Below are 26,960 nucleotides of genomic sequence, written 5' to 3'. Positions count from 1 at the left end.
CGGCGCCTGCGCGGCGTGCGCGTTCACCGGCGTGCTCGGCTCCGGCGGGACGGGCGGGCGGGGGCCCGGCTTCGGACCCGCCGGACCACCGGCGGGGGCGCCCGGACCCGGCTTGGGCGCGGGCGGGCGCGGCGCCGCGGGCCGGGGGGCCTGCGGGCGGGCGCCCTGACCGTCGGACGTGCCGCCGGAGGGGCCTCCGGGCGGGCCGGGGCGCGGCCCGGACGGGCGGGGCCCCGCGGGCCGCTTCGGCCCGACACGCTTGTCCCCCTGCTTGGAGGAGGAATTGGAAAAGGCTTCGGTTAGCCTGCGAACGACGGGCGCCTCGATCGTCGAGGACGCCGACCGTACGAACTCGCCCATCTCCTGGAGCTTGGCCATGACGACCTTGCTCTCTACACCGAACTCCTTGGCGAGTTCGTAAACCCGGACCTTGGCCACTGCACTCCCTACTCGGTCCGGGGGTGCGGCCTCCGGACCGTCGCTAACTTGCCGTACTCATCGCGGCGTGCTCATCGAGCGCTCATAGCAATCTCGACCTGCTTCCGACTAGACGTCGCTTACCATTCGGCCATCCTGCTGCTGCACCGCCCGCTCCGCAAGCCGCGCCCGCAGCGCGGTGCCATCGAGCGGCCCCGGCAGGCGGAATGCCCGCGGGAACGCCCGACGTCGCTCTGCGAGCTCAAGACACGCCAGGTCGGGGTGCAGATGAGCGCCCCGTCCCGGGAGCCGCCCTCGGGGATCGGGGACGATGACGTCCCCCACCACCACCAGGCGCAGCAAGTCGGACTTGACCGTGCGAACCCGGCAGCCCACGCACATGCGTCGCGGAGCCACCCGGCCACGTCCCATGAGTCTACCGCGCCGAGGCGTCGGCGGGACCTGTCGCATGCTCCCCCGGCGTAGAAGATCCGGATTCGCCGGACTCGTCCGAGCCGGGCCGCGCGGCCTCAGGAGCCGCCGCGCCGGCCGCCCCACCCGCGTCACCAGCGGCTTCACCCGCCGACTTACCGGCCGTGTCGGCCGTGGCCGCTCCGGAACCGGACGCGGCGGGCGCCGGCTCGGTGTCGGATCGGATGTCGATCCGCCAGCCGGTCAGCCGCGCGGCGAGGCGGGCGTTCTGCCCTTCCTTGCCGATGGCGAGGGAGAGCTGGTAGTCGGGAACGATCACCCGGGCGACCCGTCCGTCGGCGTCGACGACCTCGACCGCCGAAACGCGCGCGGGAGAGAGGGCATTCCCGACGAACTCCGGCGCCTCGTCGGAGAAGTCGACGATGTCGATCTTCTCGCCGTGCAGCTCGGCCATCACGTTGCGGACGCGGCTGCCGAGCGGGCCGATACAGGCCCCCTTGGCGTTCACGCCCGCCTTCCGCGACCGGACCGCGATCTTGGTGCGGTGGCCGGCCTCGCGCGCGATCGCGGCGATCTCGACCGTGCCGTCGGCGATCTCTGGGACCTCCAGCGCGAACAGCTTGCGCACGAGGTTCGGATGGGTGCGCGAGAGCTGCACCGACGGGCCCCGGTGGCCCTTGCGGACCTGCACCACGTAGGCGCGCAGCCGCTCGCCGTGCTCGTACCGCTCGCCGGGCACCTGCTCCTGCGGCGGCAGGACGGCCTCGATCTTGCCGAGGTCGACCAGCACGTTCCGCGGGTCCTTGCCCTGCTGGATGATGCCGCTGACGATGTCGCCCTCGCGGCCCGCGTACTCGCCGAAGGTCAACTCGTCCTCGGCGTCGCGGAGCCGCTGCAGGATCACCTGCTTGGCGGTGGTCGCCGCGATGCGCCCGAACCCGGTCGGGGTGTCGTCGTACTCGCGGAGGGCGGCGCCCTCCTCGTCGGTCTCGGTCGCCCAGACCGTCACGTGCCCGCTCTGCCGGTCCAGCTCGACGCGGGCCCGCGTCGCCGCGCCCTCCGTCCGGTGGTAGGCGATCAGCAGCGCGTCTTCGATGGCCTTGACGGCCACGTCGAGCGAGATGTCCTTCTCGCTCTCCAGGCCCCGCAGGGCGGTCATGTCGATGTCCACGAGGTGTCCCCCCTCTAGTCCGGCTCAGCCGGAGAACGCGTTTCCTCGGCCGCGCCGGCGCCGTCCCCCCGGGCACCGCCCGCCGGAGCCTTGAACTCCACCTGCACCCTGCCGCGTCCGAGCTCGCCGAAACCCAGCCGGCGACGGCCCGCCGGCGGTTCGGCGCCCTTGGACGCGGCGTCCTTCGATCCGGTGCCCTTCCGCCCGGCGGGCTTCGCGCCCTTGCCGCCCTTGCCGCGGCGCGGCGGCGCCACGTCGATCTCGACGGCCTCCTCGTCGGCGGCGACCACGCGGCCCTCGATCTCGCCGCCCTCGGCCAGCGGGACGGCGACGAGCCGCCCCACGGCGCGGCGCCAGTGGCGCGGCTCGGTGAGGGGGCGGTCGACGCCGGGCGAGGTCACCTCCAGCACGTACGGCGAGGCGCCCATCACCTCGGAGGCGTCCAGCAGCGCGGAGGCGGCCTCGCTGATCAGGGCGATGTCGTCCAGCCCGACCCCGTCGTCGCCGTCCACGACGACCTTGACCAGGCGGCGCCGGCCGGCGGGCCGGACGTCGACCTCCTCCAGGTCGAAGCCCGCCTCGGCCACGGCGGGCGCGAGCAGCCCGGTCAGCTCGGCGACGGCCGCCTCGCGGGTCGGCCGCGCCGGCGACTCGCCGCGGCCCCCCTGAGCGCGGCCACCGCGGGACTCGACGCTCATGGGACCCTCCTCCTGTTGTTTTCCGCGCGAATCCGCCCGCCGGTGCGGCGGGCGCGGGCCACGCTGAAACCACCGCGCGCCCGTTGACTCCTCAAGACTATCGACAGCCGGGCACCGCGATGGTCCTCCGGACAGCTCACCGGCGCGCCGGATATGGAATGCTTGAGCTGGCCTGATGGACGCGTCCGGGCCGGGACCGCCATGGGCCGCCACCACATGTCATCGGGTGAGGAGACGCCCTTGCCAGCGGTCGTTCCGCGGCTGCGCCCGCTCGCGCGCCCGCCCGTGCCCCTGCCCGCGCCCGCCGGCGCCGTCTCCCGCCGGGCCGTGTTCGGCGGCGCCGCGGCGCTGGCGCTGCCCTGGCTGGCCGGGTGCTCCGCCGAGGCGTCCCCGCGCCGCGACGTCGCGTCCCTCGCCGGCGCGATCGCCTCCGAGCAGGACCTCGTCGCCTCCTACGAGGCCGCGCGTGCGGCGGACGCGGCGCTGGCCCGCCGCATCGACCCCGTCCTGGCACACCACCGCGAGCACCTGGCGGTGCTGCGGCGGCACTACGTGCCCGGGTCGGGGGACCGGGCCCACGAGGGCGGCGCCATCCCGTCCCCCAGGGCGATCCCGCTCCCGCCCGGCGGCGAGCGGATCATCGCCGCGCTGCGGAAGGCGGAGGAGCGCGCGGCGCTGGCCCGCGGGGAGGACGCGGGCAGATGCCGTCCGGGGCTGGCGCAGCTCATGGCGAGCATCGGCGCGTGCGAGTCCGGCCACGCCGGGACGGTCCGGCCCCCGGCGCCGCGCGACGCCCCGAAGTCCGACTCCAAGGCCCTCCAGACCGCGCTCGCGGCCGAGCACGCCGCCGTGTACGGGTACGGGACGCTCGGGGCGCGGTTGCGCGGGGGCCTCCAGCAGGCGGCCAAGGACGCGTGGAACGCGCACCGCGCCCAGCGCGACCGGCTGAGCGCGATCCTGTCCGTCCCGCCGGTCCCGGCGTCGGCGGCCTACCGGCTGCCGGTGCGGGTCGCCTCCGCCCGGAGCGCGGTCCAACTCGCGGCGGCGCTGGAGGACGGCCTGGTCCCCGCCTACGTGGGTCTCGCCGGCGCCTCGTCCCCTGACCTGCGCCATCTCGCCGCCGACGGGGCCCAGATCGCGGCTGCCCGCTCGGCGCGCTGGCGGTCGGCCGCGGGCGAGCCCGCCCCGCCGGCGGCGTTTCCCGGGCTGCCGTCGGGCGCGCTGTCACCTCGTCCCGAACCGGGTGAGTGATCTCCCGCACTCCGGGAACGAAAGGTCTCCGAGTGCACGTTGATCCTTTTTGTACTGGATCACTCGGGGGAGGAGCCCAGACCGGCATGACCACGACGCCGCAGGGGAGCGAGACCGGTGGGCGCAGCGCGCTGGAGGAGCTCCGCGCCGCCTACCACGACCAGTTGACGCAGCTCGCGGCCGAGCGCGACGAGGCCCGGCGGCAGGCGCGCCGCGCCCGCAACGAGGCGGCGGTGGCGCGCGCGGACCTCGCGAGCCTCACCAGCCGCGTCCAGGAGCTGCTGGCCGCCGCGGCGCGGCATCTGCCCGACCTTCCGACCCTGGAGGCCCCGGCCGGGCCGCCGCGCGCGCTGGAGGCCCCGGACGCGGAGGCGCGGCCCGTCGCGCCTCCGGCGGCCCAGGAGCCCAAGCGCAAGGGCGGTGACCGGCGCCCCGCCCGGAGCGCCAAGAGGCGACCCGTCCGGGCGGGCTGACCGGGAGAGAGCGGCCCGCCATGAGCCGCGCGGGGCCGCCGGGGCACACCCCGGCGGCCTCCTCGGGCACCTCCCGGACGCTGCTAAGGTCCATCGAATGACCGCGTACGGCCTCCTCGTCTCCCCATCGCACAACAGGGTCTACGCGCAGGCGGCCGCCGGCCTGGTGAGGGCCGAGCTGTCGGTCTTCGGCGAGCGGGCCCTCGGCGGCCGGATCGCCGACATCGCGGAATCGTCCATCGGCGGCGTCCCCTACGTGACGTTCTCGGCGGACGACCTCAGCGGGACCGACCTCCGCCTGCTGTCGAACCTGTCGTCCCTGTACGCGCTCTTCCGGATCGAGGACGGCGGGCTGCTGCGCCCGGTGACGGTCGAGCCGCTCGACCTGTTCGGCAGCGACCTGCTCACCATCCAGAAGTACGCGGGCAAGACCAACGAGAACTTCACCAAGCTGCTGCTGAACGTGACGGCGATGGCGACCGACTCCCCCATGGACCTCGTCACCGGGCGCCCCCGCGTGCTCGACCCCATGTGCGGCCGGGGCACGACGCTCAACCAGGCCATGATGTACGGGCTGGACGCGGCCGGGATCGACATCGACGGCAAGGACTTCGACGCCTACGCCGCGTTCATCCGGACGTGGCTGAAGAACAACCGCGTCAAGCACCAGGCGGAGACCACCAGTATCCGGCGCGAGAAGGCCGTCCTCGGGCGCCGCCTGCACGTGACGCTCGGCGCGACCAAGGAGCGCTACAAGAGCGGCGAGACGATGGAGATCACGGTCGTCAACGCCGACTCCGCCGGGGCGGGGAAGTTCTTCCGTCCCGGCTCGTTCGACCTGATCGTGACCGACGCGCCGTACGGCGTGCAGCACGGCAGCCGCCCCAAGGGCAGCCGCCCCAGTCGCGGCACCGGGAAGCCGGTGCTGTCGCGGAGCCCGGTCGAGCTGCTGTCGGCGGCCGTCCCGGAGTGGGCGCGGCTGCTGCGTCCCGGCGGCGCGATCGGCATCTCCTGGAACACCTTCGTCGGGCGCCGGGACGAGCTGGCCGGCATCCTCGCCTCCAGCGGCCTCACCGTCCAGGACTCGGGCGGCTACCTGGGCTTCCGCCACCGCGTCGACCAGGCGATCTCCCGCGACCTGATCGTCGCCCGCAGGGACTAGGCGGCGGCCCAGCGCTCGACGTGCGGGAGCAGTTCGTCCAGGCCGTGGATGAGCGCGTCGGGCGGGGTCAGGCCGGGGCGGCTGAACGCGTGCGTGGTCTGGTGCCAGACCTGGACGGCGCGCAGCCCCGCGGACTTGGCGCCGTGGATGTCGTCGTAGGGGCGGTCGCCGACGAAGACGCAGGACGCCGGGTCGGTGGCGCCGACCGCGTCCATGGCGGCGCGGAACGCCTCGGCGTGGGGCTTGGTCCAGGGGATCTCGCTGGAGTAGACGGCGCCGTCGAGGTGGCGCAGGACGTCGTCGCGGGCGAAGACGCGCTCGTGCCAGTCGCGGCTCCACATCGTGTTGGACAGCACGCCGATCTTGATGCCGCGCTCGCGCAGCGCGTCGAACAGGCCCGGGACGGCGGGGTCGGTGTGGGTGTGGGGCGTCCACGCCTCGAAGTGGGTGTGCAGGAGGGCGTCGGAGCAGCTGACCCCGGCCAGCTCGAAGACCTCGGCGAAGGTGGCGCTGCGGTGCTCCTCGGTGCCGCGCCGCCACAGCTCCTGCTCGGCCTCGACCAGTGCGATGGCGGCGCGCTCGACCTCGTCCGGCGGAAGGTGCGCCGAGCAGATCCCGCGCCACATGTCGGCCAGCTCGATGTCGTGCCAGGGGGTCAGCGTGCCGCCCCAATCGAAGATCACCGCGTGTACGCCCATGCCCGGATGGTAACCGCATGGCGAGGCACCGCGAATAGGGCGAACCGCAACGGGGATACCGGCCGGGCAAGCGGAAAGTCGAACCGAGACCGGAGGAGCCGATGAGCATGCGCGATCCCGGCGCGGACCGTGACCCCCTTGAGAACCCCCGCGTGGGCGCGGACGGCCTGGACGACATGGGGGACGACGAGCAGGCCGAGGAGATCGCCCTGACCGAGCAGTACGTCGAGGACCCGCCCGACGACCACGTGATCGAGGAGCCGGAGGAGAGCGAGGACGGGGTCGGCATCACCGACTACGAGCGGCGGATGACCCGGGAGGGGGAGGACGAGCCCTGGCCGGATGCCGACGGGCCCGCCGAGTCCGACGCTGTGAACCCCACCCGACGGCCTTAGCCGGTGACCAGGGTGGCGAAAGTGACTTTACGGTTCCGTTACTCGATCACGGGGAATGTCGTAGGTACGCCGTAGGTTGCGCGTAGTGGGCGAACTTGCGAGGTGACCGGGGCATGTACGAGGCAGTCGCGGCACCGGCCGACCCCCCGGTCGGCGCCGCGCCCCACTCCGTCCGGGACGGAGGCGGCCCCTTCACGGCCGGCGGGGCGACGACCGCGGTCGTCGCCGATGACGAGCAGTCCCACCCCCACACGCCCGACGAGCCCCCGGACGAGCGCTCCTGGTGGCGGCGCAGGGCGGGCCTCCTGCTCCAGTGGGCGGTGCTGGCCGCCGCAGCGGCGACGCTCCCCTTCGTCCATGACCGGCTTCCCGACCTGGGCGCGATGTGGTCGGCCGCGACCAGCGCCGAACCGGGCTGGCTCGCCGTGGTCGTGCTCGCCGAGGCGGGCTCGATGGGCGCGTTCGCCCGGCTCCAGCGGCGCCTGCTGCGCATCGGCGGGCTGAGGATGACGCTGCGCCGCGCTTTCGCGATCACCTACGCGGGCAACGCGCTCTCGACGACGCTCCCGGCCGGGCCGGCGGTGAGCGTCGTCTACACGTTCCGGCAGTTCCGCCGGGGCGGCGCGTCCGCGAAGCTGGCCACCGCCGTGATCCTGGCGGGCGGGGTGATCACCACGACCGCCTACACGGTGATCGGGCTGGTCGCGCTGATGGCCGATCCGCACGCCCGCGCGCTCGCGGTCACGGCGCTGGGCGCCCCCGCCGCGCTGCTCCTGCTGCTGGTGCCCGCGCTGCGCTGGCGGCCGCTGCGCGCGGTCGTGACGGCGCCGGTGCGGCGCGCCTACCGCGCCGCGCTCGCCCACCCCCGCATCGCCCCGCACGCCGAGCAGCTCGCCGGGGCGCGCGACGTGCTGCGCCCGACGGCGCGCGACTGGGCGGCGCTGACCGTCCTCGCCACGCTCAACTGGGTCTGCGACATCCTCGCGCTGCTGGCGGCGGCGCGCGCGGTCGGCGTCGACGTCGACCCGCACGGCGTCACCCTCGCCTACTTCGCGGCGCAGGCGGCGGGCAGCGTGCTGCCGCTGCTGCCCGGCGGGCTCGGCGCGATCGAGAGCAGCATGGCCGCCTCGCTGGTCGCGTTCGGCGCGACGCTGACGCCCGCCGCCGCGGCCGTCGGCGTGTACCGCCTCGTCTCCTACTGGGCGGTCGTCGGCATCGGCTGGATCGCGTGGATCGGCCTGCGCGAGGGCCCGCGGCTGTCGGCCCGCTCCCGGCTCCGCCTGGCCCGCACGGGCCGCCTCCTGCTGGACGGGCTGTCCGCGACCGCGTTCAACCACCCCTGCACCAACATCCACCTCCCGGCCCCCGCCGACGCCCGCCGCCCCTGAACCCCCGCCGGTGCCCGGGGATCGGCCGGAAGACCGACCCCCACCAGGACCATTGACCGAGATGCGCCACGCGGGGAATCAGCGTCCCCGAATTCAGGCTTTAGTGGGCGATGTGCCGCACGGCACGCGCACGCCCGACGGCGCGTCCCGCGCGGTCCCCCCGCCCGGGCAGGCGCCCGGCCGAGAGAAGGGATCGGGTCACATGGGCCACGGAGCCGGCGCGTCCGCGTCCACGCTCGCGGGCGACGCGGCCGCACGACCCTCCGACCGGGAGCCGCCCGGCGTCGACGGCACCCGGTTCCGCTCGGTGCTCGGCAGGTTCGCGACCGGCGTGGTCGCGATCACCGCCGTCGAGGACGGCACCGACCGCCCGGCGGGCCTCGCGGCGAACTCCTTCACCTCCGTGTCCCTCGACCCCCCGCTCGTGGCGTTCTGCGTCGCGCACACCAGCACGACCTGGCCGCGCCTGCGCGGCGCCGCGCGGCTGTGCGTCAACATCCTGAGCGAACCGCAACTGGAGGTCTGCGAGCGGCTCGCGCTCAGGGGCGGCGACAAGTTCGCCGGCATCGACTGGAGGCGGACGCCGAACGGCGGCCCGCTCATCGAGGGCGCGCTCGCCTGGATCGAGTGCTCGGTCGAGCAGGAGCACGTCGCCGGCGACCACGTCATCGTCGTCGCCCGCGTCCACGACCTGGACCACCACCACGACGCCGACCCGCTGCTGTTCTACAAGGGCACCTACGGAACGTTCACCTAGAACGCACCCGACACCAGCCCGAGAGCGCCGACCGGGGCACGTCGCGCGCCGACCTCAGCCGTCACGCGAGTGCGTAGCTGACCGGTGGGGGGCGAAGCCGAAGGCGAGCCCCCCACCGGGAAGATCGCGAAGCGATGCCGCACTCGCCGAAGGCACGGTCAAGGCACGAGCCGCCAGGCGAGTGCCTTGGGCCGGGACTTTCATGAGCACAGCCGCCAGGCGAGTGCCTTGGGCCGGGGCTTCAATGAACACAGCCGCCAGGCGAGGGACGTGGGCCGGGACTTCAATGAACACTGCTGTCCTCGGGGGCGCGCAGGCGCGCGAGGACCTGGATCGGGTCGGCGAGGACGTCGGCGAAGGCGAACTCGGCGGCGCCGACGAGGGTCGTGTCGTCGCCGAGCGCGGCGGTGCGGAGGCGGACCTTCTCGCGCGGCGCGGCGAGCGCGCCGGTGGCGAGCACGCTGCGGATCTGGGCGGCGGCGCCGAGGTAGATGTCGCGGAGGGTCCCGCCGAACACGACGAGGCCGGGGTTGAGGACGTTGACGAGGTTCGCGACGCCGAACCCGAGCCAGGTGCCGACCCGGTGGAGCGCCTCGCGGGCGACGATGTCGCCCCGGTCGGCGGCGTCCACGACGGCGCGGACGGCGTCGCGCCCGCTCTGGCCGTGGGCCTCCGCGCGGTCGGCGTGGGCGAGCAGCGTCCGCTCCCCCACCTCGGCCTCCAGGCAGCCGCGCGACCCGCAGGCGCAGGGCCGCCCGCCGGGGTTGACGACCATGTGGCCGATCTCGCCGCCGTAGCCCTCGTCGCCGCCGAGCAGCCGCCCGTGCGCGATGATGCCGCCGCCGACGCCGACGTCGCCGTGCAGGTAGATGAGGTTGTCGCAGCCGACGCCCGCGCCGCGCGCGTGCTCGGCGAGCGCGCCGAGGTTGGCGTCGTTGCAGACCGAGACGGGCAGGCCGAGGCCGAGGCGGCGCGACAGCGCGTCGCCGAGGGCGAGGTCGCCGATGTCGAGGTTGGGGCCGAACCGGATGGCGTCGTCCGCGCGGCGGACGGTGCCGGGGAAGCCGAGGGCGGCGCCGACGCACACCGCGTCCCGCTCGCTCTTGCGGACGAGCGAGCGGGCGCCCGCCGCGAGCGTCCCGACGATCTCGGCGGGGTCGGAGCCGCGGGTGCGGGACGCCTCGCGGCGGTCCAGGACCACGCCGCCGAGCCCGACCCGCGCGATCACGAGCCGGTCGACGCCGACCTCGAACGCGAGCACGTACACGCGGGTCGACTCCGGCCGGACGACCAGCGAGGGGCGGCCCGCGCGGCGGCCCGGCCCCCGGGGCAGCTCCTCGCGGACGAGCCCGGCGGCGGTCAGATCGGCGGTCAGCGCCATGATCGTGCTGCGGTTGAGCCCGAGGGACTCGGCGAGCGTCGCCCGGGAGGCGGGGCCGCGCAGGTGCACGAAGCGCAGCAGCGTCCCGAGGTTGTGCCGCCGGACGTCCTCCTGCGACGGGCCCGCCCGCATCATCGGCGGAGCCCGAGGTCGCCGCTGGCGCCGGAGGTGACCAGCTCGACGATCTGCCGGTGGGTGACGTCGCCGGTCCGCACGTGCGCGACCATCCGGCCGAGGTAGAGCACGGCGATCCGGTCCGACACGGCGAAGACGTCGTTCATGTTGTGCGAGATGAGCACGACCGCGAGGCCCCGGTCGGCGAGCCGCCGGACGATCTCCAGCACCTGCTGGGTCTGCGCGACGCCGAGCGCGGCGGACGGCTCGTCCAGCACGACGACCCGGCTGTCCCACAGGACGGCGCGGGCGATCGCGACGGTCTGCCGCTGCCCGCCCGACAGCGTCGAGACGCTCCGCCGCACCGACCCCATCGTGCGGACCGACAGGCCCGACAGCGTCGTGCGGGCCATCTCCTCCATCGCGTCCTCGTCGAGGGCGAGGCCGCGGCGGCGCTCGCGGCCGAGGAAGAGGTTCTCGACGATGTCGAGGTTCTCGCAGAGGGCGAGGTCCTGGTGGACGACCTCGATGCCGAGCGCGGCGGCGTCGCGGGGGCTGCCGATCCGGACGGGCGCGCCCGCGAAGCGGTACTCCCCCGCGTCGGGCGCGTGGATGCCGCCGATGCACTTCACCAGGGTGGTCTTGCCGGCGCCGTTGTCGCCGACGAGCGCCGTCACCTCACCCGCGCGGGCGGTGAACGCCACGTCGCGCAGGACCTTGACCGAGCCGAAGCTCTTGTCGATGCCGCGCAGGTCGAGGACGGGGGCGTCGAGGACGGGTGTCACTGACATGCCGAGAGGCTCCCACCGTGCCACACCGCCGTCCCGCGCCGAACGGTCCTGGATCGCGAGCGTATCAGCAGCGCTCACCGCCCAGGAAGCACAGTCGGCCCACCCCGCCTCAGGGTCGCGCGGGGTGTCGTACGCGGGCTCGCCGGGCGCGTCCCCCGCCGTCATCGGCCGGTGCCGGCCCGGCGGCGCCTGGCCAGCGCGTCGATGCCCGCCGCGAGCAGCAGCACGATCCCGGTGATGAGGTACTGGAGGTAGGCCTTGGTGCCGAGCAGCCCGAGCCCGTTCTCGATGATGGCGATGACCAGGCCGCCGAACACCGCGTCGCGGGCCTTGCCGCGCCCGCCGAACAGGCTCGTCCCGCCGATGACGGCCGCGCCGACCGCGTACAGCAGCGTGTTGCCGCCGCCCGCGTCGGTGGCGACCGAGTTCAGCCGGGACGCGGCGACGATGCCGCTGACCGCCGCCATCCCCGAGGCGATCATGAAGACGGAGATCCGGATGCGGGTGACGTTGATCCCGGCGCGGCGGGCCGCCTCGGCGTTGCCGCCGACAGCGTAGACGTGCCGCCCGTAGGACGTGCGGCCCAGCACGAACGTGCAGGCGACGAGCAGCACGCCGACCAGCGGCACGCCCCACGGCACTCCGCCGAGGGTGATCAGCGGGCTGGGCGCGCGGTCGAGGCTGAGGAGGTAGGTGCCGAGCAGCAGCGCCGCCGCGACGGCCCCGGCCTGCGCGAGCACCAGTTCCAGCGGGCGGGCGTGCAGGCCGCGGGCGTGCTGGCGGCGCCAGCGCAGGAGCTGCGTCCCGGTGTAGCCGGCGACGCACACGGCGGTGAGCGTCCAGCCGAGCCAGATCGGCATGTTCTTGTTGGCGAGCGCGAACACGACCTCGTCGCGGACGGGCACCGTCCCGCCGTCGCCGATCATCCGCAGCGTGACGCCCTGGAGGCCGAGGAACAGCGCGAGCGTGACGACGAACGAGGGGATCCGCACCACGGCGACCAGCCAGCCGATCAGCGTGCCGATGACGATGCCGATCGCCACGGCCGACAGCACCGCGACGTACCAGGGCTGCCCGGAGTCGGCCATGAGCTTGGCCATCACCGCCGCGCAGACGCCGCTGGCGACGCCCGCCGACAGGTCGATCTCGCCGAGCAGCAGCACGAACACCAGGCCCATCGCGAGGATCGTGATGGGCAGCGCCTGCGTCGACAGGTTCGCGATGTTGCCCTTGCTGAGGAACGTGTCCGGTTTCAGCGCGGTGAACAGCGCGACCAGCGAGATCAGGCCGAGGATCGCCGGGAGCGCGCCGAGTTCGCCCGCGCGGATCCGGTCCCGGTAGTCCAGCAGCGCCGACCGCAGGTCGTGTGCGCGATCGTCGACGGCGAAGTCGGCGTCGGCCAGCTTCACGGCGGCCTCCTTGCGCTCGGGGATGTCGGTGGACACCTCGCGTCCCCCTTCAGATGTTCTCGGCGGCGGTCGCCGGCGTGAGACCGAGATCGCCGGAGCGGCCGGCGGTGATGAGCTCCACGACCTGCCCGTGGGTGACGGCGGAGCGCGCGACGTCCGCCGCGACGCGGCCGAGGTACAGCGCGGTGATCCGGTCGGCGACCTCGAACACGTCGTTCATGTTGTGCGAGATGAGCACGACCGCGTGGCCGGTGTCGGCGAGGCGCCGGACGAGCCCGAGCACCTGCCGGGTCTGCGCGACGCCGAGCGCGGCGGTGGGCTCGTCCAGGATGACGACCTTGGACTCCCACAGCGCGGCCTTGGCGATCGCGACGGTCTGCCGCTGGCCGCCCGACAGGCTGGCGACCCGCTGGCGCACCGACCTGACGGTGCGGACCGACAGCCGGGCGAGGGTCCGCCTGGCCGCCTCCTCCATGGACGCCTCGTCCAGCACGATCCCCCTGCGCCGCTCGCGGCCGAGGAACATGTTCTGGACGATGTCGAGGTTGTCGGCGAGCGCGAGGTCCTGGTAGACGACCTCGATGCCGAGCGCGGCGGCGTCGCGCGGGCCCGCGACCCGCACCGGGCGGCCCTCGAACTCCACGCGCCCGGAGTCGATCGGGTGGATTCCGGCCACGCACTTGATCAGGGTGGACTTGCCCGCTCCGTTGTCGCCGACGAGGGCCATCACCTCGCCGAGCCGCACGGTGAGGTCCACGTCGTGCAGCACGTGGACGGCGCCGAAGCTCTTGTTGAGCCCGGTCACCCGGAGGACGGGGTCACCGTTTTCTGCCACGAGTCTCCTTCCAGGGGCCTGACTGGCGGGTCGTGCCCGTGGCGGGCCCACGAGGGCGGTGCGGAGGCGCGGGAGCCGTCCGCCCTCGGCGGGGTCGGGCCCGCCACGGTGTCTCGGAGAAGGAACTACCGGATGCCCGCGTCCTCGCACTTCGCGGCGTAGCCGCCCTTGCACAGCTCGGACGCCTTCACGAACCCGTCGGTCACGACCCGCTTGACGCCGTCCTCGAAGACGCCGATCGGGGTGAGCAGCACCGACGGCACGTCCCGCTTGCCCTCGGGGTCGTTGGTGGTGCCGTTGGTCTCGGCCTTGCCGCCGGTGAGCAGCGCGACGGCGAGCCTGGCGGCGGCGTCCGCCTCCTGCTTGACGGGCTTGTAGACCGTCATGCACTGCTTGCCGTCCAGGATGTTCTGGAGGCCCTGCGGGGTGGCGTCCTGCCCGGTGACGGCGACCTTCCCGGCCTCGCCGTTCTTGTTGACGATCGACACGACCGCGTTGGCGAGGTTGTCGTTGGCGGCGACGACGCCGTCGATCCGGCCCTTCTGCTCGGTCCACATCTGCTCGAAGATGGTCGCGGCCTTCTCCGGCTTCCAGTCGGGGACGGCCTGCTCGGCGGCCTTCCGGTAGGAGGGGACCTTGTCGAGGACGGCGTGCGCGCCCCGCGCGAACAGCGTGGCGTTGTTGTCGGTCGGGGCGCCGTTCAGGTAGGCGATGTTCGCGGCCTTGTCCCCCAGGCACCTGCGCAGTCCGTTGCCGAGCTCCTCGCCGACCTTCACGTTGTCGAAGGAGACGTAGTAGTCCGAGACGCCGCCGAGCGCGAGCCGGTCGTAGTCGATGGTCTTGACGCCCTGCGCCCGCGCCTTGCGCTGGACGGCGGCGGCCGAGTCGGAGTCCAGGCCGTCCAGCACCAGCACGGTGGCGCCGCTGGTGATCATCTGGTCGGCGATGGTCTGGAAGCGCTGGGCGGACCCCTCGGCGTTCTGGATGTCGTAGCGGACGCCCGCCGCCTTGAACGCCTGCGCCAGGTAGGGGCGGTCGAAGCTCTCGTAGCGGGTGGAGGACGTCGTGTCGGGCAGGATCACGCCGACCTTGCCCTTGGCGGGATCGGAGGCGGCCTGGGAGTCACCGGAGCCGTCTCCGCACGCGGTGAGGACGAGCGCGGCGACCGCCGACAGGGTGGCGAGGCTGAGGATCCCCTTGCGCATAGCCCGGGTCCTTTCGGGGGGTGGGTGGCCGCGGCGCGCGGCCTAGTTCGCCGTGAATGTTGTGTCCCGCAACTTATGTCGGCGTTGTCCGCCGCGCCATACCCGCCGGCGCGCGGATTTGTTGTGAGCGGTAACAATCACATAACGCGAGATCAACGCGGACGAGCGCCTCCGAGGGGTGGATCACCTCGCGGGAGGGCACGGGAGGGCGGCGCCCGCCGAGGCGGCGCGGCGAATGTTCGAGCGCTCAACATTTTCGGGGGGAGGGCCCACATGAGAGCGTGATCATGCAGGGGGGCACCGGAGTGGGCCGGGGCCGTGCTGCATGATCACGTTGTCAGCGGGCGGCGAGGACCAGCGCGACCCGGTCGGCCGCGGCGGCGACGTCGGCGGCGGCCGCGATGCGCTCCGCCCACGACCACCAGTACCACCACCCGTCCGCGCCCTGCTCCGCCAGGATGTTCTCCGTGAGGGCGGACGCGTCCGGATTCATCACGTGCAGGCTGGGCGACTGGCCTCGGGGCAGGGTGAGACGCACCCGGAAGCCCCGTCTCGTCAGCTCGTCGCCGAGCTCTTCCAGATATTCGATCCGCGTCCTCGACGGCGCGGCGGTTCCCGTATCGTCAGGCGTCATCCTCGTCTTCCTCGTGGACTCCGCGCGGCCCGACGAGCCCTCAGCCTTCCGTTTCCGCGGCCCGACCGCAAGCACTTCGGGCTGGTCAGCCCAGGTGCGCCGGACGGCGCGGCGGGACGCGCCACTGCGTCCCGGGCGTCGGCGCCATCATCCGGGATATCTTGCGCCTAACAGGCGTACGGGAGCATGGGGGCGATGATGGCGGTCAGCATGGCGGCGAATCCGGAGAAGACCCGGCCGGACCAGCGGCTTCCGGAACCGCCCGCCCCCGCCGACGACGCCCCGGACGACGCCGGGGAGACGTTCGTCCCGGACCCGCCCCTCCCCCCGCCGCCCGCGCCCGAGGCGCCCGTCCCGCCCGCCGGGGGGCCGGGCACGGCCGAGGGCCAGGGCGGCCGGAGCTGGCACCGCCTGCACTACGCGGTCGGCGTGTTCCTCCTCGCCTACGGGGTGACGGGGATCGTGAGCGCCGTCCTGCTGTGGGACGACCGGCGCGAGGAGTTCGAGAAGTACTTCGCCTCCGGCCCCGCGGGGACGCTGCTGATCGTCGTCAAGGCGGTCGAGGTGCTGCTCGTCGTGGTCACCGCCGCCGGGTTGGCGCGCCGCCGGGACATGTGGTTCGTCCCCGCGCTGGCCGGATGGATGGCGGGGTTCGCGATGTTCGCCGTGCTGGACGTGCTCAAGGGCCGGTGGGGCGGGCTGCTGGAGCACGTCCTGTACCTGGCGGGGTTCGTCGTGCTGCTGTTCCTGTCCTACGGCCTGAGCGCGAAGGCGCAGCTCGCCGCCGCCGCGCGGGCCAGGCGCGAGGCGGGCGGCTCCGCGGCCGCGCCGAGCGGGGGCGGGCTCACCCGCACCCAGGAGTTCGCCCTCTCGGCGATCAACCGCCTCCCCCGCCGCTGACCCGCCGCTGATCCGGCCTCCGACCGGCCGCCCGCGTCACAGGAGGCGGGCGATCGCGGTCATCGTGCCGGGCGGGACCTCGGTGAAGCCGCCGTCGCGGACGGCGACCGTCGCGTCCCGCACGCAGCGGCTCCACGGGACGTCGCGGGTCAGGTGCACGCGGGCGCCCGCCTCGATCCAGGCCGCGACGTCGGCGCGCCCGCCCTGGCGCAGCAGGAGCTGCGCGGCGTGCCCGCACTGCGCGGCGGCCTTCCCGGTCGTCATCGTGACGCCGGGGTTGAGCGTGATCGCCGCGTAGGGCGGGCCGGGCGGCGGCTTGGGGTCGGTCTCGGCCAGGTCGAGCCCGGCGACCTGGAGTCTGGCCAGCTCCGGCGGGACGTCCGACACCGGTCCCGGCACGAACGCGCGGACCTGCGCGCCGTCGTGCTCGACCGTGACGCCGGGGAGCGCCTGCACCTCGGGCCAGCGCACCCCGCGCGCCCGCCGCGTCACCTTGCGGATGCGCCGCGACTCCCACGCGTGGACGGCCGCGCGCCATTCCCCGTCGGGTTCCGCGGCGCGCGGGTCGGTGAGCAGCCGGACGACCGCGGTCGCCGCCGCCTCGCAGACGGCGCCGTGACCAGGCGGATCGGTCTTCTCGGCGCGGACGACGAGCTGCATCGCCCAGGGCGGATCGTCGAGAGGGTCGTAGTCGGGACGCACGCCTGGAGTATTCCAAACGCGACAGGGCGCCCCGCACGCGACTTCCCCGCGCCGGATGTGGGTACTGCAACTCTTACGGTCCGCCGGACGTCAGTCCTGGTGCGGAGCGAGCGGTCCTCACCGGTCGGCGGGGGCGGCGCGGCGGAGCAGTCCGGTCGGAGGTCGCCGGTGACCAGTGGCGCGTGGAGCGAGTCCATCCCCGGGATCGGGACGTACTTCGTCGGGATCGACGTCGCCCCGGGCCGCTACCGGTGCGACGAGGGCAGGGGCGGCTGGTGGGTCCGCTTCACCGGCCCCGGGGGCGGCGACCCGGTCGGCTCGTGGCCGCTGCCCGCCGGGCCCACCGAGATCGAGATCGCGCCCACCGACTTCGCGTTCGAGACCCACGTCGGGACGTACTGGCGGCGGATCGCGCCCGGACGCCCGCGCGAGGACGGCGCCGCCGTGGAGCCCCGCCCGGTCGCCGACCCGACGCTGCGCGCCGAGCTCGACACGCTCGTCGCGCGCCGCCGCCCGCTGGTGTGGCTGGCGCCGCTGACCGTCCTCGGGCTCGGGCTGGTCGGGTCGCCCGCGCTCGGCTCGCTGTGGCTGCTCGGCCTCGGCATGCTCGCCGTGCTGGTGGCGCTCGGCACCCCGTCGGTCTCGCTGGACCTGCACCGCGCCCGCGAGCTGCACCGCCGCCGCGACCGCTACGTCACGCCCGAGGAGCTGGACGGGCCCGGCCGCGCGCTGCTCGTGCGCGTGCAGGCCGCCGTCGACGCCGTCCGCGACTCCGAGGTCAACCGCGAGGGGCTGCTCGACACCGTCGACAACGCCGTCACGCTGCCGCGCCAGGAGTGGGAGATCGCGCGGGTGCTGGCCCGGCAGTCGCGGCTGCGGGTCGAGCAGGAGGAGGTCGCCGCCGCCGCGAACCTCCCCGAGGTGGACGCGGCGCTCCGCCCGCTGCGCGGCAAGCTGGAGCTGTCGGTCGCGGCCGTCACCCGGCGCGTCGAGGCGCTGGAACGCTACGCCGAGCGGGCCCGCGCGGCCGACGAGGCGCTGCGCGCCCAGCGGCATCTGGACTCGCTCGCCGAACGGGCCCACGAGTACGACGAGCTGGTCGCCGACACCGTCCGCGACGACCTGGCGCTGCCCGCGATCGAGCGGCTCACGGGCCAGGGCGACGCACTCGTCCAGGCGCTGCGCGAGCGCCTGGCGCAGGCGGCCGAGGCCGCCGAGGAACTCCCGCCCGCGCCCTAGCGCGCGTCTTTCGCGATCATCGTTCCGCCGGTGGGTTTAATGTGATGAGCACCGATTTGTCACGAGTTCTGGGAAGGTCCCCATGACCGACGACGGCGCCCCCGCCGCCAGCCCGACCATCGACGTCACGCGGCCGCACCAGGCCCGGCTCTGGAACCACTGGCTGGGCGGCAAGGACACCTATCCGGTCGACCGCGAGATCGGCGACAGGATCGCGGCGGTGTATCCCGAGATCGCGGACGTGGCGCGCCAGTCGCGGGCGTTCCTGATCCGCGTCGTGCACCACATGACCGCCATGGGGGTCCGGCAGTTCCTCGACATCGGGACGGGCCTGCCCGCCGTCGACAACACCCACGAGGTGGCCCAGCGCGACGCCGCCGACTCCCGGATCGTCTACGTCGACAACGACCCGCTGGTCGTCACGCACGCCCGCGCGCTGCTCACCAGCACCCCGGACGGGGCCTGCGCCTACATCCAGGCCGACGTACGCGAGCCCGAGGCGATCATCGAGCAGGCCGCCGCCGTGCTGGACTTCGGCCGGCCGGTCGGGCTGCTGCTGCTCGGCATCATCGGCAACGTGGCCGACGAGGACGACCCGCCCGGGATCGTCCGGCGGCTGGTCGAGGCGCTGCCGTCCGGCAGCTATGTGTCCATCAACGACGGCACGAACGTGCTCGGCGTCAACGAGTGGACGCCCGCCGAGGCGACCGCCAGGGGCGAGGCGCTGCGGCTGTGCGCCGAGGCCGGGACCGTCCCCTACCACGCGCGCACGCCCGAGTACATCGAGGCGCTGTTCGAGGGCCTGGAGCTGGAGGAGCCCGGCGTGGTCTCGACCCCGCTGTGGCGGCCGGACTTCCCCGAGATCAGCGACCCGCAGGCGATCGACTCCTTCGGCGGCGTCGCCCGCAAGCCCTAGCGGCCCGCGAGCCCTGGCACGCGCCGGCCCCGCGACTAGAGGAAATCCCTCCCGAGCCGGGGCGCGAACGCTGGCAGACATTGCCCGTGCCTCGCGTCCCGGCATTGCGGATCATGAGCCTCTCCCCCCGCGAGAGGTGATCCCATGCGGCCCTTCGCTGCCTCCGCCGCCGCGCTCGCGCTCAGCGCGGCCCTGGTCTCACCCGCCCACGCGGCCCCGGGAGGGGCCGCGAAGGAGCAGATCGTCCGGGTGGACGTCCCGGACGCGCCCTCGGCCCGGCGCCTCGCCGGGCTCGGCCTCGACCTCGCCGAGGCGTCCGGCCCCGGGTGGGCGGACGTCGTCCTGCGCTCCCCGTCCGACGCGGCGGCGCTGCGCGGGGCGGGGTACACCTGGCGCGTCCGCGTCGCCGACCTCGGCGCCGACCGCGAACGCGACCGCGCCTACGCCGCGCGGACCGCCCGGTCGCCGCTGCCCAGCGGCCGCACGTCCTACCGGACGCTGCGCGACTACGAGTCGGAGATGGCGGCGCTCGCCCGCCGCCATCCCTCGCGGGTCCGCGGGTTCACGCTGCCGGAGCGGACCCTGGAAGGGCGCCGGGTCCACGGCATAGAGATCGGCCACCACGTGTCCGCCCGCGACGGGCGCCCGGTGTTCCTCATGGTCGGGCTGCACCACGCGCGCGAGTGGCCGTCCGGCGAGATGGCGATGGAGTTCGGCTACGACCTGCTGCGCCGCGACGGCCGGGACCGCGAGATCACCCGGCTGCTCGACACGACCCGCGTCGTGCTCGTCCCGGTGGTGAACCCGGACGGCTTCAACCTCTCGCGCGGCGGCGGCGCGCTGGAGTACAAGCGGAAGAACTGCCGCGTCGTGGACGGGAAGGACGCCCCGCCGCCGCTGTGCGCCGAGCCGGCGAACGAGGAACTCGGCGTGGACGTGAACCGCAACTACGGTTTCGGCTGGGGCGGCACCGGGTCGAGCGCGGACCGCACCGCCGGCGACTACCACGGCGCGGGCCCCTTCTCCGAGCCCGAGTCCCGCAACATCCGCGACCTGGTCTCCTCCCGGCAGGTCACGACGCTGATCACCAACCACACCTACGGCGGGACGATCCTGCGCCCCTACTTCTCCAAGGCCGAGGGCGTCGCCCCGGACGAGCGCGCCTACAAGGCGCTCAGCGACGCGATGTCCGCGCAGAACGGCTACACGGGGATGCGGTCGGGCGACGACTACGAGACGACGGGCGAGACCAACGACTGGTCCTACTACGCCACCCGCGGCCTCGGCTACACGATCGAGTTCGGCCGCAAGTCGTTCCACCCGGCGTTCGAGACCCTCGTCGACGAGTACCACGGGACCGGCCCGACGGCGGGCAAGGGCGCGCGCGGCGCGTTCCTCGTCGCGCTCCGCAACGCCGCCGACCGCGGCGCGCACTCGGTGCTGCGCGGCCGCGCGCCCAGCGGCGCCACGCTGAGCATCACCAAGGGCTTCACGCTGTGGACGTCGCCGGTCGGCGCGCGGAAGCCCCGGCCAGTGCCGACGCGCCTGACGTCCTCGATGCGGGTGCCCGCGAACGGCCGCTTCGTCTGGGACGTGAACCCGTCGGTGCGCCCGGAGCCGCCCTTCACCCCGGCCGGGCAGAAGCCCGTCACCGGCCTGCTCCAGGAGAAGTGGACGCTCACCTGCACCGCGCGCGGCCACTCCTCGACGGTCAGGGTGCTGGTCGACCGGGGGCGGCAGGCGTACCTCGACCTCGGCCGCTGCCGCTGACACCGCTCCCGCCGCCGCTGAACAGCGCGTCGAGGTGGTAGCGCAGGACGTCCATCGCCGACTCCGAGGTGCGCCGCCCCACCAGCACGCTCGTCCCCAGCCCGTGGACGAGGGCGAGCAGCCGCGCGGCCTCGGTCGCGGTGTCGGCCGACGCCGCGACCGAGCCGCCCGCGACCGCGGCGTCCAGGGCCCGCGCGAGCTGCCGCTCCAGCCGGTCGGGGCCGTCCACGAACGGCTGGTCGGCGAGCGAGGGGTCGGTCATCGACAGCACGGCGTAGGACGTCCACACCTGGTGGAACGCGCGGCTGTCCGGGTCGGTCGGCAGCGCCTCGGCCAGCAGCGCCTCGACGAACGCGCGCGGTGCGGGCGCGGGCAGCGCGGCCAGCCGCGCCGCCCACCGCTCGCGGCTCAGCCGCTCCAGCCGCTCCAGCGCCGCGTTCATGAGCTGCGCCTTGCTCTCGAAGTAGTACTGGACGAGGCGCAGCGAGACCCCCGCCTCGGCCGCCACCGACCGCATGGTGACGGCGTGCAGCCCGTCCCGTCCGGCCACCCGGACCAGCCCGTCGGTGATCTGCGCGCGGCGCGCGTCGTGATCCGCGGTTCTCGGCACCCCCCGATCCTCTCGCACGGCCCCGCCGGTCGTAACATAATAATACATTCGTATCATAATGGACCGGCCATGACCCGGCGGTGCTCGTCCACACGTGCGCGGCGCAGTTCATGGTCGTCCTGGACGTGTCGGTGGTGAACGTCGCGCCGCCCTCCCTCCAGACCGACCTGGGCTCCACCACGGTGGACCTGCGATGGGCCGTCAACGCCGCCACGGCCGTCCCGCCGCGCGGACGCGCAACGGGCACGCCCGCCCCGGACGCGGCGGCATAATGGGCCGCGTGACCACGACGCGCGGTAACCCCGGCGGGCCCCGCCCGCGCCGCACCGCTCCCGCCCGCCGCCACGGGGGCGACGCCCCCGCCCCGGTCTCCCAGCGGCGCGAGCACCTGGTCAGGCTGGCGGCCGACCTGTTCGCGGAGAAGGGCTTCCAGGCCACGACGGTGCGCAACATCGCCCAGGAGGCGGGCATCCTGTCGGGGAGCCTCTACCACCACTTCGACTCCAAGGAGTCGATCGTCGACGAGATCCTCACCGGCTACCTCGACGAGGTCATGCCCGCCTACCGCAAGGTGGTCGCCGAGCGCGGGAACCCGCGCGCCACGGTCGAGGGGCTCGTCCGCGCCGCGTTCGCCTCCCTCGCGCCGCACCGCGCCGCCGTCACCGTGCTGCAGAACGACTGGAGCTACCTCCAGGGCATGGACCGGTTCGCCTACCTGGCCGACGCCGAGCGCGAGGCGGAGCGGATGTGGGTCGGGGCCATCAAGGCGGGCCAGGCCGAGGGGCTGTTCCGCACCGACATCGACCCGGGGCTGACCTACCGGATGATCCGCGACACGATCCGGCTCGCCGTCCGCTGGGCGGGGCCCGGCGGACGGCTCGACACCGGCGCGCTCGCCGACCACTACGTCAAGGTCATGTTCGACGGCGTCAACGCCCACTGACCGGCTCGACGTGCACCGCGTCCCCGTGCCCGGCACCGGAGGGAAGCAGCCGCGCCAGCGCGCGGGGCATCCACCAGTTCGCCTCGCCGAACAGCTCCATCAGCGACGGGACGAGCACGAGCCGCACGATCGTCGCGTCCACGACGATCGCGACGCCGAGGCCGAGGCCGATCTGCTTGACCGCGACGTCCGCGCCGAGCAGCACCGACAGGAACACCATCACCATGATCGCGGCCGCCGCGGTGATCACGCGGGCGGTGTGGGTGAGGCCCTGCGCGACGGCCTCCCGCGTCTCCACGCCCGTCCGGTGGACCTCGCGGATGCGCGAGACGAGGAACACCTCGTAGTCCATCGAGAGCCCGAACAGGATCGGGAACATCATCAGCGGCACCCACGTGGTCACCGGCATGTCCGTGGGGAACCCGAGCGCGCGGCCCGCCCAGCCCCACTGGACGACGGCCGTCAGCACCCCGTAGGCCGCCGCGATCGACAGCAGGTTCATCAGCGCGGCCTGGACCGCCACCGTGACCGACCGGACGAGCGCGACCAGCAGCAGCAGCGACAGCCCCACCACGACCGCGATCAGCCACGGCAGCCGCTCGCTCACGCTGTCGGCGAAGTCGATGGACGCGGCGTTCGGCCCGCCCACGTAGGCGCGGACGCCCGTCCCGGCGGTGGCGGCGGGGATGACCCTGTCGCGCAGCTCATGGACGAGGCGCGGCGTCCGCTCGTCCTGCGAGCCCGTCGTGGGGAACGCCATGACCACCGAGACCGCGCCGTCCCGGCTGGCGCGCGGCGGCTGGACGGCGGCGACGCCCGGGGTCGCGCGGACGGCGGCGGCGACGGGCGCCGCGTCCCCGCCCCGCGTGACGATCACCAGCGGCGCGGCGGTGCCCGCCCCGAAGCCCTCACTGAGGATCTCGGCGGAGGCGTAGCCGCTGGTGTCGTGCGGCTGGGTGCTGGAGTCGGGCAGGCTGAGCCGCATCGACAGCGCGGGCGCGGCGAGCACCAGCAGCACCGCCGCCGCGCACAGCCCGGCGACGACCGGATGCCGCTGGACGGTCCGCGCCCAGCGCTCGGCGAGCGGGCGGCGCGCCCGGCCGAGGCCCGGCACCCGGAACCGGTCGATCGCGCGGCCGGTGAAGCCGAGCAGCGCGGGCAGCAGCGTCACCGCGCCGAGCATCGTCATCAGCACCGCGAGCCCCGCCGCGACCGCGACGCCGTTGAACAGCTTCTGCTGCATGACGAACAGGCCCATCATCGCGATCACGACCGTGGTCCCGGCGAACAGGACGGCGCGTCCGGCGGTGGTGATCGCGGTGACCGTCGCCTCCTCCGGGTCGCCGCCGCCGTGCAACTCCTCGCGGTAGCGGGTGACGATGAACAGCGCGTAGTCGATGCCGACGCCGAGCCCGATGAGCGCGGCGACGATCGGGCTGAACGACGGCGCCGGCAGCAGGTGCCCGAGCAGCGCGATCAGGCCGAGGCCGGAGCCGATGCCGAGCAGCGCCGTCACGATCGGCAGCCCCATCGCCAGCACCGACCCGAACGCGACGAGCAGGATGACCACGGCGGCGAGCACGCCGATGCCCTCGGCGGGGCCGCCGCCCGGCGTCTCCGCCGCGTCCACGGCCGACCCGCCGAGCTCCAGCCGGACGGGCCCGTCGCTGGAGCGCACGTCGTCCAGCAGCTCGGTGACGGCGCCGGTGGGCATGTCCTCGGAGGTGACGTCGAGGTTGGCGGTGGCGAACGCCGTCCGGCCGTCCCGGGAGATCTGGCCCGGCTGGCCGTAGGGCGAGGCCACCGACGTCACGTGCGGGGTCCTGCCCATCCGGTCGAGGGCCTGCCGCACCTTCGCCTGGACGTCCGGTGCGCGCACGCCGGCGTCCGCGCGGACGGCGAGCGTGATGCTGTCGCCGCTGCGCTCGGGGAAGTGGTCGTCCAGCAGCCGCTCGGCCTTCGCCGAGCCGGAGTCGCCGCCGGAGAAGTCGTTCAGCGGCTCGGCGGCGAAGCCGAATCCGGTGACGAGCACGACGATCGTGCCCAGCACCCAGGCGGCCACGGTCAGACGCCGCCTCCGGTAGCAGAGCCGGGCGAGTCTGGCCAGTCTCATGGGGAACCACCTTCGCGGACATGCCGCTCACAGGGAGAATTGCCTACCCGTCGAGCCTGGCGCCCGGGGCGCCGCGGGACATCCGGCGCACGGCGTCACCCGATCTTCGGCGTACTTCGGTTGGAGTACGTCCGGCGCGGTATCCCACGGCATGGGCCCCCTAACCCCCATAGTGTGCTTAGTCACAATTTGACGAGTAGGGGTGACGCTTTGGCCCTTGGGGACGCTGTTACCGGAGACATCTACGGGGGGAGGCGACATGTCGGCTCAACGGGGCGCCGCCGGTCGTGAGGAACCCACGCCGGCGGCGCTGCGCGCCGCCACGGCGCGGGGATTGCAGGAGCAGTTCCCGGGGGTGCGGGTCTGGTACGGCGAGGCCACCGGATCGTGGTGGGCCCTGGTCCCACGGCGGGACGGTCCGCGGCTGCTGGAGGCGGCCTCGGCCCAGGAGCTGCGAGAAGAGATCATGAGCACGCGGAACCGGGGGTGACCAGCCCGCACTCGTAGGCCAGCACGACCAGCCGGACCCGGTCGCGCGCGCCGAGCTTGCCCATGGTCCGGCTGACGTGGGTCTTCGCGGTGAGGGGGCTGACCGCGAGCGCGTCGGCGATCTCCTCGTTGGACAGCCCGCGCCCGACCAGCCGGAGCACCTCGCGCTCCCGGCCGGTGAGTACGTCCAGCAGCGCGGCCGCGGCGGGCGCGACCCCGAGCCCGGCCCCGCCGCCGGGCGGGCCCGGATCCGGCGCCCGCGCCACGAACCCCTCGATGACCGCCCGCGTCACCGCCGGCGCCAGCAGCGACTCCCCCGCCGCGACCACCCGCACGGCGCGCAGCAGGTCGGCGGGCTCGATGTCCTTCACCAGGAACCCGGCGGCGCCCGCGCGCAGCGCCCGGTAGAGGTTCTCGTCCTCGGCCCAGGTGGTCAGCACCACGACCCGGACCTCGGCGAGCGCCGGGTCGGCGGTGATCCGGCGGATCGCGGTGAGCCCGTCCACGCCGGGCATGCTCAGATCCATCAGCACGACGTCCGGGCGCAGCTCGCGGGCCAGCGCGATCGCCGCGCCGCCGTGCTCGGCCTCCCCCACCACCTCGATGCCCTCGGCCGACCGCAGCAGCATCCGGAAGCCCGCCCGCACCAGCGACTGGTCGTCGGCGAGCACGACGCGGATCACGGCACGCCGCCCGCCACGTCCGCGAGCGGCGCCCGCGCGGCGGGCAGCGACGCGGCCACCCGGAAGCCGCCGGACGCGCCGGCCCCGGCGGCGAACGTTCCACCGAGGGCCTGGACGCGCTCGCGCATGCCGTTCACGCCGTGCCCTCCCCCGGCCCCCGCGGCCGGGCCGCCGCCGTCGTCGACGATCTCCAGATCGAGCCCGGCGTCGTCGTAGGCCACGCGCACGCGGACGCGCACGTCCGTCCCCGCATGCCGCAGGACGTTGGTGAGCGACTCCTGGAGGATCCGGTAGGCGGCGTGGTCGGCGCGCTGGCCGAGGTCCCGCACGGTGCCCGTGACCGCCAACTCGACCGGGACGCCCGACGCGCGGACCGCCTCCAGCAGCGCCGGGAGCCGGTCGAGCCCGTGGGTGTCCGCGTCCGCGCCGGACCGCAGCGCGCCGAGCGTCGCGCGCATCTCCCGGAGCGCCTGCTTGCTCGTCTCCCGGATCGCGGCGAGCGCCGGACGGGCCCCCTCGTCCTCCTCGCCGAGGACGTGCAGCGCGCTGCCCGCCTGCACGGTGATCGTGGCCATGCTGTGCGCGACCGTGTCGTGCAGCTCGCGGGCGATGCGGACGCGGTCCTCGGCGACCCGCCGGGCGGCCTCCGCCTCGCGCTCCTCGGCCGCGAGCCGCAGCCGCTCCCGCGTCTCCGCGGCCAGGGCGCGGCGGCTGCGCAGCACCTCCGCCAGCAGCATCACGGTCACCGCCAGCGCCGTGTGCGTGAGGAAGTTGGCGAGCGCCTCCAGCGGCTTGCCGTGCTTCAGCGAGAAGATGACGAAGCCGACGGTGAAGTACCCGGCGCATACGCCGACCGCCCAGCGGGGCCGCCCCGCGTACACCGTCGAGAAGAACGGGACGGCCAGCAGCGCCGTCGGCGGAATCCCCGGATAGCCCAGCGAGTAGTACACGAACAGGCCCGCGCTGCTCAGCAGCAGCGTCGCGACCGGCTTCCGCCGGTGCAGGACGAGCGGCAGCGTCATCAGGGCACAGACCAGGTAGGCGCCGGCGTCGACGGGCCGCGCGTGCTGCTCGTCCGACTCGTGGATCATGATGGTGGTGACCGCCCCGACGGCCAGCGCGACGCCCGCGTCCAGCAGGGGCCCGCGCCAGGTCACCGGGCGGAGGATCTTCACGCGTCAACCGTACGACGATCCCACCCCGGTATGGCGCCCGCTCAGGGACGAGTCAGGGCCCCCTCAGGGACACACCAGGGTCCGCGGAGAGTACGCCGCACAAGGACCTCGACCGTCACGCGAGTGCGTGGCTGACCGAGGGGGCGCGTGGGCGGCGACTTCATAGGTCCGGTCCGCCGGGGGCGGGGCGCGATCCGCCCCCGGTGGAC

At 74.3% G+C, this 26,960-nt stretch carries 29 protein-coding genes; 13 read left to right on the top strand and 16 right to left on the bottom strand.

Features of this window, described 5'->3' with window-relative positions; all coding sequences use genetic code 11:
- The 4 genes from KLI87_RS37570 to rimP all read right to left on the bottom strand — a co-directional run.
- Nucleotides 1–438: translation initiation factor IF-2 N-terminal domain-containing protein (locus KLI87_RS37570; RefSeq protein WP_214620805.1), on the bottom strand; the 438-nt coding region annotated here is incomplete at its 3' end.
- Between the two features lie 108 nt (nt 439–546).
- Nucleotides 547–819 (bottom strand): YlxR family protein, encoded by a 273-nt coding sequence (locus KLI87_RS37565; RefSeq protein ID WP_242885835.1) that lies wholly within the window; start codon nt 817–819, stop codon nt 547–549.
- 34 nt (nt 820–853) lie between these two features.
- Nucleotides 854–2,008, bottom strand: coding sequence for a transcription termination factor NusA (gene nusA, locus KLI87_RS37560; RefSeq protein WP_250904651.1), 1,155 nt, complete (start codon nt 2,006–2,008; stop codon nt 854–856).
- Nucleotides 2,009–2,034: 26 nt separating this feature from the next.
- Nucleotides 2,035–2,718 (bottom strand): ribosome maturation factor RimP, encoded by a 684-nt coding sequence (gene rimP, locus KLI87_RS37555; RefSeq protein ID WP_214620802.1) that lies wholly within the window; start codon nt 2,716–2,718, stop codon nt 2,035–2,037.
- Nucleotides 2,719–2,958: 240 nt separating this feature from the next.
- Between rimP and KLI87_RS40745 the strand changes: the two genes are divergently transcribed.
- The 3 genes from KLI87_RS40745 to KLI87_RS37540 all read left to right on the top strand — a co-directional run bounded on the left by KLI87_RS40745 (nt 2,959) and on the right by KLI87_RS37540 (nt 5,604).
- Nucleotides 2,959–3,969, top strand: coding sequence for a ferritin-like domain-containing protein (locus KLI87_RS40745; protein WP_246250453.1), 1,011 nt, complete (start codon nt 2,959–2,961; stop codon nt 3,967–3,969).
- Nucleotides 3,970–4,055: 86 nt separating this feature from the next.
- Nucleotides 4,056–4,442 carry a hypothetical protein gene (locus KLI87_RS37545; protein WP_214620801.1) on the top strand — a complete coding sequence of 129 codons (387 nt, stop codon included), beginning with the start codon at nt 4,056–4,058 and terminating at the stop codon, nt 4,440–4,442.
- A gap of 97 nt (nt 4,443–4,539) precedes the next feature.
- A complete protein-coding gene (locus KLI87_RS37540) occupies nt 4,540–5,604 on the top strand; it encodes a TRM11 family methyltransferase (protein ID WP_214620800.1) in 1,065 nt (354 codons plus the stop codon).
- Here KLI87_RS37540 and KLI87_RS37535 read toward each other — a convergent pair.
- Complete coding sequence (locus KLI87_RS37535; RefSeq protein ID WP_156219204.1) at nt 5,601–6,302, bottom strand: HAD family hydrolase; 702 nt, start codon at nt 6,300–6,302, stop codon at nt 5,601–5,603. The two genes, KLI87_RS37540 and KLI87_RS37535, sit on opposite strands and share 4 nt — an antisense overlap.
- Before the next feature lie 101 nt (nt 6,303–6,403).
- Between KLI87_RS37535 and KLI87_RS37530 the strand changes: the two genes are divergently transcribed.
- From KLI87_RS37530 to KLI87_RS37520, 3 genes are all read left to right on the top strand, one after another.
- Nucleotides 6,404–6,697: a hypothetical protein gene (locus tag KLI87_RS37530; protein WP_156219203.1), complete on the top strand. Its 294-nt coding sequence runs from the start codon at nt 6,404–6,406 to the stop codon at nt 6,695–6,697.
- A gap of 113 nt (nt 6,698–6,810) precedes the next feature.
- Nucleotides 6,811–8,085 carry a YbhN family protein gene (locus KLI87_RS37525; RefSeq protein WP_214620799.1) on the top strand — a complete coding sequence of 425 codons (1,275 nt, stop codon included), beginning with the start codon at nt 6,811–6,813 and terminating at the stop codon, nt 8,083–8,085.
- Between the two features lie 202 nt (nt 8,086–8,287).
- Entirely contained in the window at nt 8,288–8,842 is a 555-nt protein-coding gene (locus tag KLI87_RS37520; protein WP_214620798.1) for a flavin reductase family protein, read from the top strand.
- Nucleotides 8,843–9,125: 283 nt separating this feature from the next.
- Here the strand turns inward: KLI87_RS37520 and KLI87_RS37515 are convergent, their stop codons facing one another.
- From KLI87_RS37515 to KLI87_RS37490, 6 genes are all read right to left on the bottom strand, one after another.
- Nucleotides 9,126–10,355, bottom strand: a complete 1,230-nt coding sequence (locus KLI87_RS37515) for an ROK family transcriptional regulator (protein WP_214620819.1) — start codon at nt 10,353–10,355, stop codon at nt 9,126–9,128.
- Nucleotides 10,355–11,128, bottom strand: coding sequence for an ATP-binding cassette domain-containing protein (locus KLI87_RS37510; protein WP_156219200.1), 774 nt, complete (start codon nt 11,126–11,128; stop codon nt 10,355–10,357). Before KLI87_RS37510 ends, KLI87_RS37515 begins: the two co-directional genes overlap by 1 nt.
- Before the next feature lie 161 nt (nt 11,129–11,289).
- On the bottom strand, nt 11,290–12,573 hold the full coding sequence (locus tag KLI87_RS37505; RefSeq protein ID WP_214620797.1) for a sugar ABC transporter permease: 1,284 nt from the start codon (nt 12,571–12,573) through the stop codon (nt 11,290–11,292).
- Nucleotides 12,574–12,586: 13 nt separating this feature from the next.
- On the bottom strand, nt 12,587–13,372 hold the full coding sequence (locus KLI87_RS37500) for an ATP-binding cassette domain-containing protein (protein ID WP_214620796.1): 786 nt from the start codon (nt 13,370–13,372) through the stop codon (nt 12,587–12,589).
- A gap of 125 nt (nt 13,373–13,497) precedes the next feature.
- Nucleotides 13,498–14,577, bottom strand: coding sequence for a sugar ABC transporter substrate-binding protein (locus KLI87_RS37495; RefSeq protein WP_214620795.1), 1,080 nt, complete (start codon nt 14,575–14,577; stop codon nt 13,498–13,500).
- Nucleotides 14,578–14,914: 337 nt separating this feature from the next.
- Nucleotides 14,915–15,211, bottom strand: a complete 297-nt coding sequence (locus KLI87_RS37490; protein ID WP_156219198.1) for a hypothetical protein — start codon at nt 15,209–15,211, stop codon at nt 14,915–14,917.
- 195 nt (nt 15,212–15,406) lie between these two features.
- On the opposite strand from KLI87_RS37490, the gene KLI87_RS37485 reads away from it, so the two are divergent.
- Nucleotides 15,407–16,111 carry a hypothetical protein gene (locus tag KLI87_RS37485; protein ID WP_214620794.1) on the top strand — a complete coding sequence of 235 codons (705 nt, stop codon included), beginning with the start codon at nt 15,407–15,409 and terminating at the stop codon, nt 16,109–16,111.
- Between the two features lie 36 nt (nt 16,112–16,147).
- Here KLI87_RS37485 and KLI87_RS37480 read toward each other — a convergent pair whose 3' ends face one another.
- Nucleotides 16,148–16,813 (bottom strand): peptidyl-tRNA hydrolase, encoded by a 666-nt coding sequence (locus KLI87_RS37480; protein WP_214620793.1) that lies wholly within the window; start codon nt 16,811–16,813, stop codon nt 16,148–16,150.
- Nucleotides 16,814–16,981: 168 nt separating this feature from the next.
- Between KLI87_RS37480 and KLI87_RS37475 the strand changes: the two genes are divergently transcribed.
- The 3 genes from KLI87_RS37475 (at nt 16,982) to KLI87_RS37465 (ending at nt 20,738) form a co-directional block, all read left to right on the top strand.
- Entirely contained in the window at nt 16,982–18,052 is a 1,071-nt protein-coding gene (locus tag KLI87_RS37475) for a hypothetical protein (RefSeq protein ID WP_214620792.1), read from the top strand.
- 82 nt (nt 18,053–18,134) lie between these two features.
- Nucleotides 18,135–18,968, top strand: a complete 834-nt coding sequence (locus KLI87_RS37470) for an SAM-dependent methyltransferase (RefSeq protein ID WP_214620791.1) — start codon at nt 18,135–18,137, stop codon at nt 18,966–18,968.
- Nucleotides 18,969–19,112: 144 nt separating this feature from the next.
- Nucleotides 19,113–20,738, top strand: coding sequence for a M14 family metallopeptidase (locus KLI87_RS37465; protein WP_214620790.1), 1,626 nt, complete (start codon nt 19,113–19,115; stop codon nt 20,736–20,738).
- Here KLI87_RS37465 and KLI87_RS37460 read toward each other — a convergent pair.
- The gene (locus KLI87_RS37460) at nt 20,680–21,348 is read right to left on the bottom strand and encodes a TetR/AcrR family transcriptional regulator (protein WP_214620789.1); all 669 of its coding nucleotides are present in this window, start codon (nt 21,346–21,348) and stop codon (nt 20,680–20,682) included. The two genes, KLI87_RS37465 and KLI87_RS37460, sit on opposite strands and share 59 nt — an antisense overlap.
- Nucleotides 21,349–21,428: 80 nt before the next feature.
- Between KLI87_RS37460 and KLI87_RS37455 the strand changes: the two genes are divergently transcribed.
- A complete protein-coding gene (locus KLI87_RS37455; RefSeq protein ID WP_214620820.1) occupies nt 21,429–21,620 on the top strand; it encodes a hypothetical protein in 192 nt (63 codons plus the stop codon).
- Nucleotides 21,621–21,628: 8 nt separating this feature from the next.
- The gene (locus KLI87_RS37450) at nt 21,629–22,291 is read left to right on the top strand and encodes a TetR/AcrR family transcriptional regulator (protein ID WP_242884949.1); all 663 of its coding nucleotides are present in this window, start codon (nt 21,629–21,631) and stop codon (nt 22,289–22,291) included.
- Here KLI87_RS37450 and KLI87_RS37445 read toward each other — a convergent pair.
- A complete protein-coding gene (locus tag KLI87_RS37445; protein WP_214620788.1) occupies nt 22,278–24,404 on the bottom strand; it encodes an MMPL family transporter in 2,127 nt (708 codons plus the stop codon). The two genes, KLI87_RS37450 and KLI87_RS37445, sit on opposite strands and share 14 nt — an antisense overlap.
- A 259-nt stretch (nt 24,405–24,663) precedes the next feature.
- On the opposite strand from KLI87_RS37445, the gene KLI87_RS37440 reads away from it, so the two are divergent.
- Nucleotides 24,664–24,894: a hypothetical protein gene (locus tag KLI87_RS37440; RefSeq protein WP_214620787.1), complete on the top strand. Its 231-nt coding sequence runs from the start codon at nt 24,664–24,666 to the stop codon at nt 24,892–24,894.
- Here KLI87_RS37440 and KLI87_RS37435 read toward each other — a convergent pair.
- On the bottom strand, nt 24,869–25,576 hold the full coding sequence (locus tag KLI87_RS37435; protein WP_214620786.1) for a response regulator transcription factor: 708 nt from the start codon (nt 25,574–25,576) through the stop codon (nt 24,869–24,871). The two genes, KLI87_RS37440 and KLI87_RS37435, sit on opposite strands and share 26 nt — an antisense overlap.
- Complete coding sequence (locus KLI87_RS41775) at nt 25,573–26,751, bottom strand: histidine kinase (RefSeq protein WP_214620785.1); 1,179 nt, start codon at nt 26,749–26,751, stop codon at nt 25,573–25,575. Before KLI87_RS41775 ends, KLI87_RS37435 begins: the two co-directional genes overlap by 4 nt.
- Nucleotides 26,752–26,960: the final 209 nt, after the last annotated feature.

It is taken from the genome of Actinomadura sp. NEAU-AAG7 (genome assembly GCF_018603865.1).
Lineage (GTDB): Bacteria > Actinomycetota > Actinomycetes > Streptosporangiales > Streptosporangiaceae > Spirillospora > Spirillospora litoris.
Note: the sequence above shows the minus strand (reverse complement) of the source record. Positions and strands in the feature narration are given on the sequence as shown.

Bases quoted from the DNA above. Each gene is read 5' to 3' on its own strand.
- KLI87_RS37565 (WP_242885835.1), bottom strand. From the start codon at position 819: ATGTGCGTGGGCTGCCGGGTTCGCACGGTCAAGTCCGACTTGCTGCGC.
- nusA (WP_250904651.1), bottom strand. From the start codon at position 2,008: ATGACCGCCCTGCGGGGCCTGGAGAGCGAGAAGGACATCTCGCTCGAC.
- rimP (WP_214620802.1), bottom strand. From the start codon at position 2,718: ATGAGCGTCGAGTCCCGCGGTGGCCGCGCTCAGGGGGGCCGCGGCGAG.
- KLI87_RS37545 (WP_214620801.1), top strand. From the start codon at position 4,056: ATGACCACGACGCCGCAGGGGAGCGAGACCGGTGGGCGCAGCGCGCTG.
- KLI87_RS37540 (WP_214620800.1), top strand. From the start codon at position 4,540: ATGACCGCGTACGGCCTCCTCGTCTCCCCATCGCACAACAGGGTCTAC.
- KLI87_RS37535 (WP_156219204.1), bottom strand. From the start codon at position 6,302: ATGGGCGTACACGCGGTGATCTTCGATTGGGGCGGCACGCTGACCCCC.
- KLI87_RS37530 (WP_156219203.1), top strand. From the start codon at position 6,404: ATGAGCATGCGCGATCCCGGCGCGGACCGTGACCCCCTTGAGAACCCC.
- KLI87_RS37525 (WP_214620799.1), top strand. From the start codon at position 6,811: ATGTACGAGGCAGTCGCGGCACCGGCCGACCCCCCGGTCGGCGCCGCG.
- KLI87_RS37520 (WP_214620798.1), top strand. From the start codon at position 8,288: ATGGGCCACGGAGCCGGCGCGTCCGCGTCCACGCTCGCGGGCGACGCG.
- KLI87_RS37515 (WP_214620819.1), bottom strand. From the start codon at position 10,355: ATGCGGGCGGGCCCGTCGCAGGAGGACGTCCGGCGGCACAACCTCGGG.
- KLI87_RS37510 (WP_156219200.1), bottom strand. From the start codon at position 11,128: ATGTCAGTGACACCCGTCCTCGACGCCCCCGTCCTCGACCTGCGCGGC.
- KLI87_RS37495 (WP_214620795.1), bottom strand. From the start codon at position 14,577: ATGCGCAAGGGGATCCTCAGCCTCGCCACCCTGTCGGCGGTCGCCGCG.
- KLI87_RS37490 (WP_156219198.1), bottom strand. From the start codon at position 15,211: ATGACGCCTGACGATACGGGAACCGCCGCGCCGTCGAGGACGCGGATC.
- KLI87_RS37485 (WP_214620794.1), top strand. From the start codon at position 15,407: ATGATGGCGGTCAGCATGGCGGCGAATCCGGAGAAGACCCGGCCGGAC.
- KLI87_RS37470 (WP_214620791.1), top strand. From the start codon at position 18,135: ATGACCGACGACGGCGCCCCCGCCGCCAGCCCGACCATCGACGTCACG.
- KLI87_RS37465 (WP_214620790.1), top strand. From the start codon at position 19,113: ATGCGGCCCTTCGCTGCCTCCGCCGCCGCGCTCGCGCTCAGCGCGGCC.
- KLI87_RS37445 (WP_214620788.1), bottom strand. From the start codon at position 24,404: ATGAGACTGGCCAGACTCGCCCGGCTCTGCTACCGGAGGCGGCGTCTG.
- KLI87_RS37440 (WP_214620787.1), top strand. From the start codon at position 24,664: ATGTCGGCTCAACGGGGCGCCGCCGGTCGTGAGGAACCCACGCCGGCG.